Source organism: Klebsiella sp. (assembly GCF_027492335.1).
GTDB lineage: Bacteria > Pseudomonadota > Gammaproteobacteria > Enterobacterales > Enterobacteriaceae > Klebsiella > Klebsiella huaxiensis.
Genome location: NZ_JAPUEW010000053.1, coordinates 19485 through 35935, shown reverse-complemented (window position 1 = coordinate 35935; position 16451 = coordinate 19485). Strand labels below are relative to the sequence as shown.

Annotated in this window: 14 protein-coding genes; 6 read left to right on the top strand and 8 right to left on the bottom strand. The window is 53.6% G+C overall.

Annotated elements, in window-relative coordinates; genetic code table 11:
- Positions 1-109 precede the first annotated feature (109 nt).
- Positions 110-1390 (bottom strand): glutamate-1-semialdehyde 2,1-aminomutase, encoded by a 1281-nt coding sequence (gene hemL / locus QVF11_RS16720; RefSeq protein WP_112215819.1) that lies wholly within the window; start codon positions 1388-1390, stop codon positions 110-112.
- A gap of 181 nt (positions 1391-1571) precedes the next feature.
- Between hemL and clcA the strand changes: the two genes are divergently transcribed.
- Together clcA and erpA are read left to right on the top strand one after the other, a co-directional pair.
- Entirely contained in the window at positions 1572-2990 is a 1419-nt protein-coding gene (clcA, locus tag QVF11_RS16715) for a H(+)/Cl(-) exchange transporter ClcA (RefSeq protein WP_112215820.1), read from the top strand.
- An 81-nt stretch (positions 2991-3071) separates the two neighbouring features.
- Positions 3072-3416, top strand: a complete 345-nt coding sequence (gene erpA, locus QVF11_RS16710; RefSeq protein ID WP_110272482.1) for an iron-sulfur cluster insertion protein ErpA — start codon at positions 3072-3074, stop codon at positions 3414-3416.
- Between the two features lie 97 nt (positions 3417-3513).
- On the opposite strand, the gene QVF11_RS16705 is transcribed toward erpA, so the two are convergent.
- From QVF11_RS16705 to mtnN, 3 genes are read right to left on the bottom strand one after another with little or no spacing between them, the layout of a single operon-like run.
- Positions 3514-4137 (bottom strand): TRIC cation channel family protein, encoded by a 624-nt coding sequence (locus QVF11_RS16705; RefSeq protein WP_142512272.1) that lies wholly within the window; start codon positions 4135-4137, stop codon positions 3514-3516.
- A gap of 26 nt (positions 4138-4163) precedes the next feature.
- The gene (gene btuF, locus QVF11_RS16700) at positions 4164-4964 is read right to left on the bottom strand and encodes a vitamin B12 ABC transporter substrate-binding protein BtuF (RefSeq protein ID WP_142512271.1); all 801 of its coding nucleotides are present in this window, start codon (positions 4962-4964) and stop codon (positions 4164-4166) included.
- Positions 4957-5655, bottom strand: a complete 699-nt coding sequence (gene mtnN, locus QVF11_RS16695) for a 5'-methylthioadenosine/S-adenosylhomocysteine nucleosidase (RefSeq protein WP_112215823.1) — start codon at positions 5653-5655, stop codon at positions 4957-4959. Before mtnN ends, btuF begins: the two co-directional genes overlap by 8 nt.
- Positions 5656-5739: 84 nt before the next feature.
- Between mtnN and dgt the strand changes: the two genes are divergently transcribed.
- The 3 genes from dgt (at position 5740) to cdaR (ending at position 10178) form a co-directional block, all read left to right on the top strand.
- Entirely contained in the window at positions 5740-7254 is a 1515-nt protein-coding gene (gene dgt, locus QVF11_RS16690) for a dGTPase (protein WP_287858319.1), read from the top strand.
- A 135-nt stretch (positions 7255-7389) separates the two neighbouring features.
- A complete protein-coding gene (degP, locus tag QVF11_RS16685) occupies positions 7390-8829 on the top strand; it encodes a serine endoprotease DegP (protein ID WP_112215825.1) in 1440 nt (479 codons plus the stop codon).
- A gap of 191 nt (positions 8830-9020) precedes the next feature.
- Positions 9021-10178 (top strand): DNA-binding transcriptional regulator CdaR, encoded by a 1158-nt coding sequence (gene cdaR, locus QVF11_RS16680; protein ID WP_110272476.1) that lies wholly within the window; start codon positions 9021-9023, stop codon positions 10176-10178.
- 113 nt (positions 10179-10291) lie between these two features.
- Here the strand turns inward: cdaR and QVF11_RS16675 are convergent, their stop codons facing one another.
- The 4 genes from QVF11_RS16675 to map form a co-directional block, all read right to left on the bottom strand.
- Complete coding sequence (locus tag QVF11_RS16675; protein WP_110272475.1) at positions 10292-10681, bottom strand: DUF3461 family protein; 390 nt, start codon at positions 10679-10681, stop codon at positions 10292-10294.
- A gap of 107 nt (positions 10682-10788) precedes the next feature.
- Positions 10789-11613, bottom strand: coding sequence for a 2,3,4,5-tetrahydropyridine-2,6-dicarboxylate N-succinyltransferase (dapD, locus tag QVF11_RS16670; RefSeq protein ID WP_110272474.1), 825 nt, complete (start codon positions 11611-11613; stop codon positions 10789-10791).
- Between the two features lie 152 nt (positions 11614-11765).
- Positions 11766-14429, bottom strand: a complete 2664-nt coding sequence (gene glnD / locus QVF11_RS16665) for a bifunctional uridylyltransferase/uridylyl-removing protein GlnD (RefSeq protein WP_287858318.1) — start codon at positions 14427-14429, stop codon at positions 11766-11768.
- 62 nt (positions 14430-14491) lie between these two features.
- Positions 14492-15286: a type I methionyl aminopeptidase gene (gene map / locus QVF11_RS16660; protein WP_287858317.1), complete on the bottom strand. Its 795-nt coding sequence runs from the start codon at positions 15284-15286 to the stop codon at positions 14492-14494.
- Positions 15287-15609: 323 nt separating this feature from the next.
- Between map and rpsB the strand changes: the two genes are divergently transcribed.
- Positions 15610-16335 (top strand): 30S ribosomal protein S2, encoded by a 726-nt coding sequence (gene rpsB, locus QVF11_RS16655; RefSeq protein WP_112215827.1) that lies wholly within the window; start codon positions 15610-15612, stop codon positions 16333-16335.
- The last annotated feature ends 116 nt before the right edge of the window (positions 16336-16451 follow it).

Below are 16451 nucleotides of genomic sequence, written 5' to 3'. Positions count from 1 at the left end.
TTTCGAAGCGATCGCGCTTGCAGATTGTTATGCGTGAACCCACGCAAACTGAGGTTTGCTTCAAGATGGCAGAGGCATTGCCGGGACTGGGCAGTCCCGGCAATCAGGGTTACAGCTTCGCGAAGGCGTTACGCGCTGCGGCGATGGTGTTATCGATATCTTCTTCACTGTGGGCGACAGACATAAAACCCGCTTCAAACGCTGATGGCGCCAGGTAAATGCCTTCCTCCAGCATCAGGTGGAAGAAGCGCTTAAAGCGCTCCACGTCGCACTTCACCACATCCTGATAACAGGTCACGGTTGGCGCATCGGTAAAGAAAATACCGAACATGCCGCCGACGTTATTCACCACCAGCGGAATACCGGTATCGCGAGCGGCGTCCAGCAGACCCTGAGCCAGCTGATTGGTCAGGTCGGTCAGGGTTTCATGCACGCCAGGCTGCGCCACTTCGGTTAAGCAGGCGAAGCCCGCCGCCATGGCGATCGGATTACCGGAGAGCGTCCCCGCCTGGTAAACCGGGCCGGTCGGGGCGAGCGCATCCATTACTTCGCGACGGCCGCCGAACGCGCCAACCGGCATGCCGCCGCCGATGATTTTGCCCAGGCAGGTCAGATCCGGTACCACATCGTAGTAATCCTGCGCGCCGGCCAACGCCACGCGGAAGCCGGTCATCACTTCATCGATAATCAGCAGTGCGCCGAACTCATCGCACAGCGCGCGCAGGCCAGGCAGGAATTCAGGCTGCGGCGGAATGCAGTTCATGTTACCGGCGACCGGCTCAACGATGATGCAGGCGATATCCTGCGGATACTGTTCGAACGCGGCGCGCACAGATGCGAGATCGTTATAGGTGCAGGTCAGGGTGTGTTTGGCGAAATCAGCCGGGACGCCAGGAGAGTTCGGCTGGCCGAGAGTCAGCGCGCCTGAACCGGCTTTAACCAGCAGGCAGTCGGCGTGGCCGTGGTAGCAGCCTTCGAATTTGATGATTTTGTCGCGACCGGTAAAGCCGCGCGCCAGGCGAATGGCGCTCATGGTCGCTTCGGTACCGGAGTTCACCATGCGGACCATATCCATGGTCGGGACCAGTTCAGTGACCAGCGCCGCCATTTTGACTTCCATTTCCGTCGGCGCGCCGAAACTCAGGCCGCGTTCCGCTGCTTCAATCACCGCGTTGCGGATTGCCGGGTGATTGTGGCCGAGCACCATTGGGCCCCAGGAACCAACATAATCGATATACGCTTTACCATCGACGTCGTAGAGGTATGCGCCGTCGGCGCGCTCAATAAACAGCGGTGTGCCACCCACGCCGGTGAAGGCACGTACCGGAGAGTTCACGCCGCCGGGGATAAGTTCACGCGCAGCGTTATACAGGTTTTCAGATTTGCTCATTGCCGGGTTCCTGGTTCGTGAAAAATGTTTTGTCGGCTATTCTAAGTTATTCCAGGAAGGTTATGAAAGTTTTGCCCAATTGAAACAATGTAGTCACGGCGCATTTTTTTTGACGACGGGGCCTGTCCGGTTGGCTAGAATGCCCATCTTTCCATTTGTATTACCAATAATTGATAATGGCATGAAAGCAGAAAATCCCTCTTCTTCAGCACATCAGTTCGTACGTGTTCGCCGCGGTGATGCCGTGCGTCGGTTGATTCAGCGTGATAAAACGCCGCTGGCGGTCTTATTGATGGCGGCCGTTGTCGGGACGCTGGCAGGGCTGGTAGGCGTCGCGTTTGAGAAAAGCGTCAACTGGGTACAAAACCTGCGCATTGGCGCGCTGGTTGCGGTGGCGGACCACTGGTTTTTGGTCTGGCCGCTGGCTTTTATTTGCTCTGCGCTGCTGGCGATGGTGGGCTATTTCCTCGTGCGTCGTTTTGCGCCGGAAGCGGGCGGCTCGGGGATCCCGGAAATAGAAGGCGCATTAGAAGAGCTGCGCCCCGTGCGCTGGTGGCGCGTGCTGCCAGTGAAGTTTATCGGCGGGATGGGGACGCTGGGAGCTGGCATGGTGCTGGGGCGTGAAGGGCCGATGGTGCAGCTTGGGGGCAACCTTGGACGCATGGTGGTGGATGTGTTCCGCCTGCGCAGTCCGGAAGCGCGCCATACGCTACTGGCAACCGGTGCAGCCGCAGGACTTTCCGCCGCGTTTAACGCGCCGCTCGCCGGTATCTTGTTTATTATTGAAGAGATGCGTCCGCAGTTTCGCTACAACCTGATCTCCATTAAAGCCGTGTTTACCGGCGTGATTATGTCGACGATTGTCTTTCGTATTTTTAATGGCGATCATGCGGTTATCGAGGTTGGCAAGCTGAGCAATGCGCCGGTTAACACGCTGTGGTTATATTTGGTGCTGGGGATGATTTTTGGCTGTATCGGCCCGCTATTTAACACTTTGGTGTTGCGTACCCAGGATATGTTCCAGCGTATTCATGGTGGAAATATCAAAAAGTGGGTGTTGATTGGCGGATTAATCGGCGGCAGCTGCGGCGTGCTTGGGCTGATTCAGCCAACGGCGGCGGGTGGTGGATTTAACCTGATTCCCATCGCTGCTGCGGGCAACTTTTCCGTTGGCCTGCTACTGTTTATTTTTATCGCTCGGGTGATTACCACGCTACTCTGCTTCTCTTCCGGCGCGCCCGGCGGTATCTTCGCACCGATGCTGGCGCTGGGAACATTGCTGGGAACGGCCTTCGGCATGGCGGCAACGCCGCTGTTTCCGGCGTATCATCTGGATGCAGGGACGTTTGCCATTGCTGGTATGGGCGCACTCCTCGCCGCCTCGGTTCGTGCGCCGTTGACCGGCATCGTGCTGGTGCTGGAGATGACCGATAACTATCAGCTCATTTTGCCAATGATTATTACCTGCCTGGGCGCAACACTATTAGCACAATTCCTTGGCGGCAAGCCTTTATACTCGACAATCCTGCAGCGCACCCTGGCGAAACAGGAAGCCGAGCGGGCGGCAAAGGCACAGCCGGTTGGCGGGGAGAATACTTGAACGATTTACTCGGGTATTGGATAATGGCTCAAAAGGTCGGGTTATTCTTTAACCGGTCAGAAGTATCAATGGGAGCATAAAATGAGTGATGACGTAGCGTTGCCGCTGGAATTTACCGAAGCTGCAGCGATTAAAGTAAAAGACCTGATTGCGGATGAAGATAATCCGAACCTGAAACTGCGTGTATATATCACCGGCGGTGGCTGCAGCGGTTTCCAGTACGGTTTTACTTTTGACGATCAGGTAAACGATGGGGACATGACTATCGAGAAGCAGGGTGTCGGCCTGGTGGTTGACCCAATGAGCCTGCAGTATCTGGTCGGCGGGGCTGTCGATTATACTGAAGGCCTGGAAGGTTCACGCTTTATCGTGACCAACCCGAACGCGAAAAGCACCTGTGGCTGCGGGTCCTCGTTCAGCGTCTAAAGATAGTGCGGCCGGGTGCCCTCACCCCAGCCCTCTTTCACAGGGAGAGGGAGCAAACACTAAAAACGGTAACGTTAAGGTTACCGTTTTGCTTTTATTACCGCCCGTTCTCATCAAGCGCAAATGTTGGCAGCTTCAGGTGCCAGCGAATTGCCGCCAGGCGAATCACCAGCGTGACGACCATCCCTATCATTGCTGCATTTTCTAACGGAACGTGGAAAGTATAATACGCCGTCGCGTGCACAATACCGCCGACAATGCAGGCCGTTGCGTAGATTTCCGTGCGCAGGATCATCGGTATTTCGCGCGCCAGCACATCGCGGATAATTCCCCCACCAACGCCGGTGACAACGCCCATACAGACGGCGACCAGCGGCCCGCTATGGGCAAGAAACGCTTTATTCACCCCAATACCGACAAATACCGCCAGACCGACGGCGTCCAGTACCGGCAGCACCCATTTGGGTAACCGACGTGGCTGACGCACCAGCAGGATAGTGAGCATGCTGGTCACCATCGCCACCACCAGGTCGGTAGGATCTTTCACCCAAAATACCGGGCCGTTAGCTAGAGCCATATCGCGAATGGTCCCGCCGCCCACCGCGGTGACTACACCTAATACCAGTACGCCGAAAGGGTCCATGCGCAGCTTTCCAGCCAGCAGGACGCCAGAGATAGCGAACACGGCGGTGCCAATAATATCCAGCCAATAGACAAGCATCGTCAGTTCCCTGGGTTATCAGGTAATTATTTTACCTGCTCGAGTGCAGTACAGAGTTGTTTTGCGGCGAGGATAATACGTGGGCTCGCACGTTCAAACCAGTCGCCATGTAGCGCAATGAGCGAAATTTTTAGCTGATTCTGCCAGTAACGGGCAACGGCGGGAAGTTCGCTGACATTTCCGGTGACAACAATGGCCTGCGGCTGTCTTGCCAGCACCTGCTCACGGCTGACCTGCGGCCAGGGAACCCGGCTGGCGGCAAAGATATTTTCCCCTCCGCATAGCGTCAAAACCTGATCCTGAATCGACCCTTTGCTGCTGGTAAAGAGCGGGTTAGCGCCAAACTGTAAAAAGACGCGCTTTTTTGGCGCGCTGGCATAGCGGGCTTTCAGCGTCTGATAATCATCCTGCATCTTTTGGGCCGCCTGCCGTGCCTTTTCCGGTTGTGGGCTCCATTGCGCCAGCTGGCGAAGCGTGGTGATGATATCTTCGATGGTAGACGTTTCAACCCAGATAACTTTAATACCAAGCGAGCTTAGCTGGTTAACCTGGCGCTCAGCGTTTCCACCGCGCCACGCCAATACCACATCAGGTTTGAGAGCGACGATGCGCTCCAGATTCATCCCTTGCCAACTGGATACCTGCTCTATTTTTGCGGCTTCTGGCGGGTAATCGGAATAGCTGCTGACGCCAACTGGCGTAATACCGGCGGCAAAAGCTAGCTCTGTGTTGGCTGGCGAGAGCGTGACCACCCGCGGCGCGGCGAAAAGCCACGCCGGGGCGAGCAGCAGTAGGGCGGCAAGCGCCTTTTTGAGCGACTTAGCCACGAGCCAGATGCTGCACCAGGTTTTCCACCATCAGGGTGGACTGCTTAGCGGCAACGGCGAGAAACTCGTCAAAGCTCAGATGGGACTGCTGGTCGGCAACATCGGAAATGGCGCGAACGACAACAAACGGCACGCCGTAGCTGTGGCAGACGTGCGCGATGGCTGTTGCTTCCATCTCGACCGCCACGGCCTGCGGGAAGTTCTGACGGATTTTCGCCAGGCCGACGGAACCGTTGATAAAGGCATCGCCGCTGACAATGAGACCGCGTACTGCGTTAAGATCCAGCGCTTTGATGCAGGTTTCCGCAGCGGCAATCAGTTTTTCATCAGCTTTAAAACCGGCAGGGCAGCCCGGAAGCTGGCCATATTCATAACCGAATGCGGTGACGTCAGCATCGTGGTAGCGCGCTTCGTCAGAAACAACGATATCGCCAACCTTCAGGGTAGATGCCAGCCCGCCCGCCGAACCGGTGTTAATAATGACATCCGGCTTGCAGTGCTCCATCAGCAGGGTTGCGCCCATGGCGGCGGCCACTTTACCAATACCCGACTTCAACAGAGCGACGTCGGTACCTTGAAGTTGTCCGGTATAGATTTCGCTACCGCCGATAGTGATGGTCTGGCGGTTGTCGATTTTGTCGCGCAGAAGGGTTACTTCTTCTTCCATAGCGCCAATAATGCCGATTTTCATAGATTTACTCGCGATGTGTGGGTTTTAGCGGCATAGTCTATCATGCGCTTAGAAGGAAACGTTATTGCTCGCACGGGGAAGGCCATGGCAAAGATCGATTTTCGCAACAAGATTAACTGGCGTCGCCGCTATCGTTCACCGCAAGGGGTTGAGACGGAACATGAAATCCTGCGCATTTTCGAAAGCGATCGCGGGCGTATTGTTAACTCGCCGGCGATCCGCCGATTGCAGCAAAAAACTCAGGTCTTCCCGCTGGAGCGTAACGCGGCGGTGCGCACCCGTCTGACCCACTCTCTTGAAGTTCAGCAGGTTGGCCGCTATATCGCTAAAGAAGTGCTAAGCCGTCTGAAAGAACAGAAGTTGCTGGAGATCTATGGGCTGGATGAGCTAACCGGTCCATTTGAAAGTATCGTCGAGATGGCGTGCTTGATGCACGACATCGGCAATCCGCCGTTTGGCCATTTTGGCGAAGCGGCAATCAACGACTGGTTCAGCCAGCGGCTGTTTCCCGGCGATGCCGCCAGCCAGCCCCTAACCGAAGACCGTTGCGTGGTCGAAGCGCTGCGTTTGCAGGAGGGGGATAGCCAATTAAATGAGCTACGCCGCAAGGTTCGCCAGGATTTGTGCTGGTTTGAAGGAAATGCGCAGGGAATTCGTTTAGTGCATACCCTGATGCGGATGAATCTGACCTGGGCGCAGGTGGGCTGTATACTTAAATATACCCGTCCGGCGTGGTGGCGAGGCGAGCCGCCTGCCAGCCACAGTTATTTAATGAAGAAACCTGGTTATTATTTAGCCGAAGAGGGCTATGTTGCGAGGTTGCGTAAAGAACTGGATCTGGCTCCTTACAATCGGTTCCCATTAACGTGGATTATGGAAGCCGCAGATGACATCTCGTATTGCGTTGCCGACCTTGAGGATGCGGTAGAAAAACGTATTTTCAGCGTGGAGCAGCTTTATCAGCATCTTTACGAAGCCTGGGGGAAGCACGAAAAAGGCTCTTTGTTTAACATGGTTGTTGAAAATGCCTGGGATAAATCTCGTGCGAATTCTCTTAGCCGAAGTACTGAAGATCAGTTCTTTATGTATTTACGGGTCAATACGCTGAATAAGCTGGTACCGTATGCGGCGCGTCGCTTTATTGATAATTTGCCAAGGGTCTTTACCGGTGATTTTAATCACGCGCTGCTTGAAGACGAAAGTGATTGCAGCCAGTTGCTTGAGCTTTATAAAAATGTTGCGGTAAAACATGTATTTAGCCATCCAGATGTTGAGCAGCTGGAATTGCAAGGTTATCGTGTTATTAGCGGCCTGTTGGATATCTACCAGCCGTTGTTAAAATTATCGCTGGATGAGTTTAGTCTGTTGGTGGAAAAAGAGCGGGTGCGAAGTTTACCGATCGCTTCACGCCTGTTCCAGAAACTTTCGACACGCCATCGTCTGGCCTACGTAGAAGCCGTAAATAAGATCCCGCGCGATAGCGCTGAATTTCCGCTATGGGAATATTATTATCGCTGTCGTCTCATTCAGGACTATATCAGCGGGATGACGGACTTGTATGCATGGGATGAATATCGGCGATTGATGGCCGTTGAATAAGCATGAGTTTTGTAAAGACGAACAATAAATTTTTACTTTTACCAAAACTTCATTCCGGAACTTCGCGCTATAAAATGACTCTCATAGTCACGTAAACAGCAACTATTCCGTTATCTGAAATCGAGATTGAAACATATGAAAAAAACCACGTTAGCAATGAGTGCTCTGGCTCTTAGTTTAGGTCTGGCGTTGTCCCCTCTCTCTGCGAGCGCGGCGGAAACAGCTTCTTCGGCCACTAATGCACAGCAGATGCCGAGTCTGGCTCCTATGCTGGAAAAGGTGATGCCGTCTGTCGTGAGCATCAACGTTGAGGGGAGCACTACCGTTAATACCCCGCGGATGCCGCGTAACTTCCAGCAGTTCTTTGGTGATAATTCACCGTTCTGCCAGGACGGTTCACCGTTCCAAAGCTCTCCGTTCTGTCAGGGCGGCGGGCAGGGTGGCGCTCCGGGTAGCGACGGCGGCCAGCAGCAGAAATTTATGGCCCTTGGTTCTGGGGTGATCATTGATGCCGCTAAAGGTTATGTCGTCACCAACAACCACGTCGTGGATAACGCGACGACGATCAAAGTTCAGCTGAGCGATGGCCGTAAGTTTGAGGCAAAAGTGGTCGGTAAAGATCCGCGTTCTGATATCGCGCTGATTCAAATTCAGGATCCGAAAAACCTGAGCGCAATCAAGCTGGCGGACTCTGATACCCTGCGCGTCGGTGATTACACCGTGGCGATTGGTAACCCGTTTGGCCTCGGTGAAACCGTGACCTCCGGGATTGTTTCCGCGTTGGGCCGTAGCGGCCTGAACGTTGAAAATTACGAGAACTTTATCCAGACCGATGCGGCGATTAACCGCGGTAACTCTGGCGGCGCGCTGGTTAACCTGAACGGCGAACTGATCGGTATCAACACCGCGATCCTGGCACCGGACGGCGGTAACATCGGTATCGGCTTCGCGATCCCGAGCAACATGGTGAAAAACTTGACCGATCAGATGGTTAAGTTTGGCCAGGTTAAGCGCGGTGAGCTGGGAATCATGGGAACCGAGCTGAACTCCGAACTGGCGAAAGCGATGAAAGTCGATGCTCAGCGCGGGGCTTTCGTCAGCCAGGTTATGCCGGGTTCTGCGGCGGGTAAAGCAGGTATTAAAGCCGGTGACGTGATCACCACGCTGAACGGTAAGCCAATTAGCAGCTTTGCCGCGCTGCGTGCTCAGGTGGGTACCATGCCTATCGGTAGCAAAATCGAGCTTGGTCTGCTGCGTGACGGCAAACCGGTAACGACGACCGTAGAGCTGCAGCAAAGTAATCAGAATCAGGTTGATTCAAGCACTATCTTCAATGGTATTGAAGGTGCGGAAATGAGCAACAAAGGCCAGGATAAAGGCGTCGTAGTGAGCAACGTGAAAGCGGGGACTCCGGCAGCGCAGATTGGCCTGAAGAAAGGCGATATCATCGTTGGCGCTAACCAGCAGCCGGTGAAAAATATTGCCGACCTGCGCAAAATCTTTGATGCCAAACCGTCGGTTCTGGCACTGAATATTCAGCGTGGCGATACCTCTATCTACCTGCTGATGCAGTAATCCACATCGGCTTGCAAAGCCCCTTTTCTCCTTGCGGAGGGAAGGGGCTTTTTTCACTCTGAAGGCCATTCCGTTTTTCGTTCTGTGACACCTCCCACAACTCCATACTTCTTATCTTGGCTTTGTGCTAATGCACAATGCGGCCTATTGCCAACTCTTTTATGCTGATAGCCTGCTCACGGGAGGGTTACATGGCTGGCTGGCACCTTGATACCAAAATGGCGCAGGATATCGTGGCGCGCACGATGCGCATCATTGATACCAATATCAACGTAATGGATGCTCGCGGGCGCATTATCGGCAGCGGAGATCGCGAGCGAATTGGTGAATTGCACGAAGGTGCGCTGCTGGTCCTTTCACAAGGGCGCGTTGTCGATATTGATGATGCCGTGGCGCGACATCTGCACGGCGTGCGCCAGGGCATCAACCTGCCGCTGCGTCTGGAAGGGGAAATCGTTGGCGTAATCGGCCTGACCGGTGAACCGGAATCGCTGCGCAAATACGGTGAATTGGTCTGTATGACCGCGGAGATGATGCTGGAGCAGTCGCGGCTGATGCATCTCCTGGCCCAGGATAGCCGTCTGCGTGAAGAGCTGGTGATGAACCTGATTCAGGCGGAGGAGAACACCCCAGCGCTGACCGAATGGGCGCAGCGGTTGGGAATCGATCTGAACCAGCCGCGTGTTGTCGCAATGATTGAAGTAGATAGCGGCCAACTGGGCGTAGACAGCGCGATGGCGGAGCTACAGCAGCTACAAACCGCGCTGACGACGCCGGACCGTAATAATCTGGTGGCCATTGTTTCACTGACTGAAATGGTGGTGCTGAAGCCTGCGTTGAATGCTTTTGGCCGCTGGGATGCAGAAGATCACTGTAAACGGGTCGAGCAGTTGATCAGCAGGATGAAAGAGAATGGTCAGCTGCGTTTTCGTGTGGCGCTGGGTAACTTCTTTACCGGACCTGGTAGCATCGCACGTTCTTACCGTACCGCCCGAACCACAATGATGGTCGGTAAACAGCGAATGCCGGAGAGTCGGAGCTATTTTTATCAGGACCTGATGCTGCCGGTGCTGCTGGATAGCCTGCGCGGCGGCTGGCAGGCCAACGAGCTGGCGCGTCCGCTGGTTCGATTGAAAGCGATGGATAATAACGGTCTGTTAAGGCGTACTCTACAGGCGTGGTTCCGCCACAATGTGCAACCGCTAGCGACCTCAAAGGCGCTATTTATTCACCGTAATACGCTGGAATATCGTCTGAATCGTATTTCTGAACTGACTGGACTGGACCTGGGGAGTTTTGACGACCGTTTGTTGCTGTATATTGCTTTACAGCTGGACGAACAACGTTAAGAAACTCCCGTCACGGGCGGGAGCGATTGATGTTCCAGGCGTTGTAAATGAGTAAATGAAGGAGAAGAGACTGAAGGGTGGGAAACAGGGCCAGTATTTGGCCCATAGCAGACTTATTTATTGCGCGTCAGTTTTTCCAGATCGGATTCAATTTCGCTGATCTTATTGGTAACAACGCTTTCCAGATGACGCAGATCGTCGAGGATTTTACGCTTAAGATCGATTTCAGTGCGATCGCGCTGGCAGATCTGATCCAGCTCATCAATGATATAGCGGAGGTTTGGACTGATCTCCTGGACTTCTTTATATCCCTGACCAATGCCGTCTGCGACAACGGTTTTACGCTGACGTGGGTACTTAAACTTGACGCTTTTGGCGAAGAACTCGCCTTTGTCCTTCTGAAAATAGATTTTCAGAATGTCGTTGTTGGCTTCCTGCCGCAGGCTATAGCGATCGATTTCATCAGGATTGGTAATACCAAGACTTTTCAGATTATCGTACATAACGGTACCTTTGATATCATCGTAATCTTTGAATAATTAACGAAAAAATCTATCTTCGCCAGCTTAATATATAAAAAAAGCGGGATGCCTCCCGCTTTTTATACTGCTTAGTCGATGGTACGCAGAAGTTCGTTGATTCCGACCTTGCCGCGCGTTTTGGCGTCGACCTTCTTCACGATAACGGCGCAATACAGGCTGTACTTGCCATCTTTCGACGGCAGGTTGCCGGATACCACTACGGAGCCAGCCGGTACGCGGCCATAGAACACTTCGCCGGTTTCGCGATCGTAGATTTTGGTGCTCTGGCCCAGGTACACGCCCATGGAGATCACGGAACCTTCTTCGACGATCACGCCTTCGACGACTTCAGAACGTGCGCCGATAAAACAGTTATCTTCGATGATGGTCGGGTTCGCCTGCAGCGGCTCCAGTACGCCACCGATGCCGACGCCGCCGGACAGGTGAACGTTTTTACCGATCTGCGCGCAGGAGCCGACGGTTGCCCAGGTATCAACCATGGAGCCTTCATCAACGTATGCGCCGATGTTCACGTAAGACGGCATCAGAACCGTGTTGCGAGCGATAAACGCCCCCTGACGGACGGCTGCCGGTGGAACCACGCGGAAACCTTCTTTCTGAAAACGCGCTTCATCATAATCAGCGAATTTCATCGGAACTTTATCGAAGTAGCGGCTTTCCGCACCATCGATAACCTGGTTATCGTTAATACGGAAAGAGAGCAGAACCGCTTTCTTCAGCCACTGATGGGTTACCCACTGGCCGTCGATTTTTTCAGCGACGCGCAGGGCGCCGGAATCAAGCAGAGAAATCACCTGATTAACCGCTTCGCGGGTTACGGTATCCACATTTGCCGGCGTGATGTCGGCGCGACGCTCAAAGGCGGACTCAATAATATTCTGTAATTGCTGCATCGTTTCTCTTTCCATTTATACACTTCATCCTTCAAGCTGCCTCTGTGTTGGCTGCGCTTGTTCGCCCCAGTGACTATCGTAAGCTCCTGAGGCTCTCTCCCTGGCCGCCTTGATGCAGCTCGAATGACTTTGTGTATGTACATTTAAATTCGCTACCCTTTATCGTTTGGATTGAGGGCCTCTGTCAACCGTTGTTGCACTTCTTGTTGCAGCTCATTATTAAGGGCACGCCGGTCTGCTGTGGCGATTATAAATAAATCTTCTACTCGCTCACCAATTGTCGTAATTCGCGCTCCGTGGAGCGAAATTCCGAGGTCGGCAAACACCTGGCCGACGCGCGCTAATAGACCCGGCTGATCGAGGGCGATCAGCTCAAGGAACGATTTTCGATCGGTATGCGTTGGCAGGAAGTTAACCTCCGTCGGGACGGAAAAATGCCGCAATTTTGCCGCCTGACGACGCGGGGCTGGTGGCTGCCAGCTACGTTGGGTAATCGTCTGTTCCAGGCCCAGGCGAATAACCTCATGCCTGTCGGCGGAAAGCGGGCTGCCGTCCGGTTCAAGAACAATGAAGGTATCCATTGCCATACCGTCGCGTGTAGTAAAGATCTGCGCATCGTGGACGCTAAGGTTACGGCGGTCCAGTTCACCGCAAACGGCAGCGAACAGGTACGGCCTGTCCGGGCTCCAGATAAAAATTTCGGTGCCACCGCGCGTTGCCTGAGAGCTCAGTAAAATCATCGGTTTGCTGAGATCGTGCTGGAGTAAGTTACGCGCATGCCAGGCGAGTTGATTCGGCGTATGACGTACGAAATAGTTGGCGCGGCAGCGGTTCCAGATCAAGTGCAGAGCTTGTTCATTAATATTTTCCATCCTCAGTAGGGCCAGCGCCTGAAGCTGGTGGTGGCGTACCCGCTCACGCATGTCTGGAGTATTTTGCATTCCCCGGCGCAGCTGTTTTTCGGTGGCGAAATAGAGTTCGCGCAGCAGGCTTTGCTTCCAGCTGTTCCACAGGTTTTCGTTAGTGGCGCAGATATCGGCGACGGTCAGACAGACCAGATAGTGCAGACGGTTCTCCGTTTGCACCTCTTCGGCGAACTGCTTGATCACTTCCGGGTCCTGAATATCGCGACGCTGAGCGGTAACCGACATCAGTAAATGATGACGTACCAGCCAGGCGACAAGCTGCGTTTCACGTGAATTGAGACCATGAAGTTCGGCAAATTTGAGTACGTCCTGGGCGCCGAGGATCGAATGGTCGCCGCCACGTCCTTTGGCGATGTCGTGGAACAGGGCGGCAATAAGGATCAGTTCTGGATGCGTCAGACGTGGCCACAGCTCAACGCATAGCGGGTGGCGGCTGCGGGTCTCTTCTTTGGCGAAACTCTCGAGCTTCAGCATGACGCGAATGGTGTGTTCATCAACGGTATAGGCGTGAAACAGGTCGAATTGCATCTGACCGACAATATGTGACCATTGCGGCATGTACGCCCACAGCACGCTATGGCGGTGCATTGGCAGCAGACCGCGGCTTACCGCGCCCTGATGGCGCAGCATGCTGAGGAACAAGGTTCGCGCTTCCGGGATATAGCAAAGCGGCTGCGTCAGATGGCGACGGGCGTGGCGCAGATGGCGAAGCGTGGTGGAGTAGATTCCGGTGATGCTGCTGTTACGCACCATCATATAGAACATGCGCAGAATGGCCTGCGGCTCGCGGATAAACAGCGTGTCATCGCGTAGATCGATAAGCGTACCGCGCAGTTGAAAATCGTCATCAATGGGCCGCGGTTTCTCGTCCTCTGTGAGAGCGAGAATTGCTTCTTCGAACAGCTGGATTAGCATATGGTTCAGTTCGCTCACTCGGCGCGTGACGCGAAAGAAATCCTTCATCATATGCTCAATGGGCTGGTTACTTTCGCCTTCATAGCGCAGGCGACGGGCAACGCTGAACTGTCTGTCGAAAAGCAGGCGGTTATCGTAGCGGTTTAGCTCAAGATGCAGGGCAAAGCGAATCCGCCATAGCTGATGCAGGCACTCGTTAAGCTCGTTACGCTCGGCCTCGGTGAGGAAGCCGAAGCCGACCATTTCATCAAGAGAAGTGGCGCCAAAATGACGGCGTGCGATCCACTGGAGAGTGTGAATATCGCGCAGGCCGCCAGGACTACTTTTGACATCCGGCTCCAGGTTATAGCTGGTGCCGTGATAGCGTTGATGGCGTATGTTCTGCTCTTCGACTTTTGCGGCAAAGAACTTTTCTGATGGCCAGAAGCCGTCGCTAAATATGTGTTTTTGTAATTCAAGGAATAGCGCGACATCGCCGATGAGCAGGCGCGATTCGATCAGGTTGGTGGCGACGCTGAGATCTGACAACCCTTCCAGCAGGCACTCTTCGAGGGTGCGCACGCTGTGGCCGACTTCCAGTTTGATATCCCACAGTAGCGTCAGCAGTTCACCGACTTTTTGCGCCTGTTCATCGGGCAGCTTTTTGCGGCTCAGAATCAGTAGGTCAATGTCGGAGAGCGGATGGAGCTCGCCGCGACCATAGCCGCCTACCGCGACCAGGGCGGTGTCGTTGACCGAGCCGAAGCCGTATTCGACCCATAGTCGCTGGAGCAACTGGTCGATAAATTCGGTACGTGCTTCTATTAATCGTTCGGCGGCGATGCCGTTATCAAAAGCCTCGCCCAGCCAACGCTGGAATGTATCGATATGCGCCTTAATGGCGGCACAGTTGAAATCGTTTTGCGACCAGTCGTCTGGATTATCCGGCTGACCGGACAGAGCAGGGGAGACAGTGTCAGGTAAAGAGTTGCTCATCGCGCCACCATAAGAAAAAACTATCGCCCGTCATAAAAAAGCCGGCTGGCGCCGGCTTTTCATCATTCGTCGTGCGAGATTATCGCCGGGATGGTGTCATCCTTGCGTAACGTCAGAATTTCGCAGCCGTTGTCTGTCACCACAATAGTATGCTCGTACTGTGCAGACAAGCTCCGGTCTTTGGTTTTTACCGTCCATCCGTCTTTCATGCTGCGGATCTCTTTTTTGCCCGCGTTGACCATCGGCTCAATAGTGAAGGTCATGCCCGGTTTGAGGACCACGTTGGTTTCCGCTGAATCATAGTGCAGAACCTGCGGCTCTTCATGGAAGCCGCGACCGATGCCGTGACCGCAATATTCGCGCACCACGGAGAAACCTTCCGCTTCAACGAGTTTCTGAATCGCAGCACCGATGGTGCGCAGGTTGATGCCTGGCTTGACCATTTTCAGCGCCAGATACAGACTTTCCTGGGTGATGCGGCACAGGCGCTCGCCAAGAATGGTTGGCTTGCCGACGATGAACATTTTCGAGGTGTCGCCGTGGAAATCATCTTTAATCACGGTGACATCAATGTTGACGATATCGCCATCTTTCAGCAATTTTTCGTCATCCGGGATCCCGTGGCATACCACTTCATTAATAGAGATGCAGACGGATTTCGGGAAACCGTGATAGCCCAGGCAAGCTGAAACGGCTTTTTGCTCGTTAACGATATAATCGTTGCAGATGCGGTCCAGTTCGCCGGTGCTGACGCCCGGTTTTACGTAAGGTTCAATCATTTCCAGCACTTCGGCGGCCAGGCGACCGGCGACGCGCATTTTTTCGATGTCTTCAGATGTCTTGATAGAAATAGCCATGGATAGTGTCCAGCAATGTCGATTTTTTCGACAATAATAGATTATGTCCGATCAATGTTAACAGTCCGGGTGTCCTGCTGCCAAATTGAGAATCATTAACAGCACGCTACGTCAACAACAGTTGGTGTCTGGGTTGGTTTTGTGGTATAAAGCGCGCCGGACTTCCGTTCCATTCTCAGATACACAAGATGGACTGAAGCGATAAATCTCACTTTGTGTAACAACACACACGTATCGGCACATATTCCGGGGTGCCCCTTGGGGTCGGTAATATGGGATGCGTGGAGGCTTAACCCCAACTTTCTAATATAGAGGTTTTAAACATGGCAACTGTTTCCATGCGCGACATGCTCAAGGCTGGTGTTCACTTTGGTCACCAGACCCGTTACTGGAACCCGAAAATGAAGCCTTTCATCTTCGGCGCACGTAACAAAGTTCACATCATCAACCTTGAGAAAACTGTACCGATGTTCAACGAAGCTCTGGCTGAACTGAACAAGATCTCCTCTCGTAAAGGCAAAATCCTTTTCGTTGGTACTAAACGCGCTGCAAGCGAAGCGGTGAAAGAAGCTGCTAACAGCTGCGACCAGTTCTTCGTGAACCATCGCTGGCTGGGCGGTATGCTGACTAACTGGAAAACCGTTCGTCAGTCTATCAAACGTCTGAAAGATCTGGAAATTCAGTCTCAGGACGGTACTTTCGACAAGCTGACCAAGAAAGAAGCGCTGATGCGTACTCGTGAGCTGGGCAAGCTGGAAAACAGCCTGGGCGGTATCAAAGACATGGGCGGCCTGCCGGACGCACTGTTCGTTATCGACGCTGACCACGAACACATCGCTATCAAAGAAGCAAACAACCTGGGTATTCCGGTATTTGCTATCGTTGATACTAACTCCGATCCGGACGGTGTTGACTTCGTTATCCCGGGTAACGACGACGCAATCCGCGCAGTTAGCCTGTACCTGGGTGCTGTAGCGACTACCGTGCGTGAAGGTCGTTCGCAGGATCTGGCTTCTCAAGCGGAAGAAAGCTTCGTAGAAGCTGAATAATAAGGTTATCCCCTTATTTAGTACCGTGTATAAATAGGGGCCTCTTAGCGGCCCCTTTTTCACTTTTAAATTCGTTTGGTTCCTGGAACCGGGCGAGTCAAATCTCCCGAGGATTA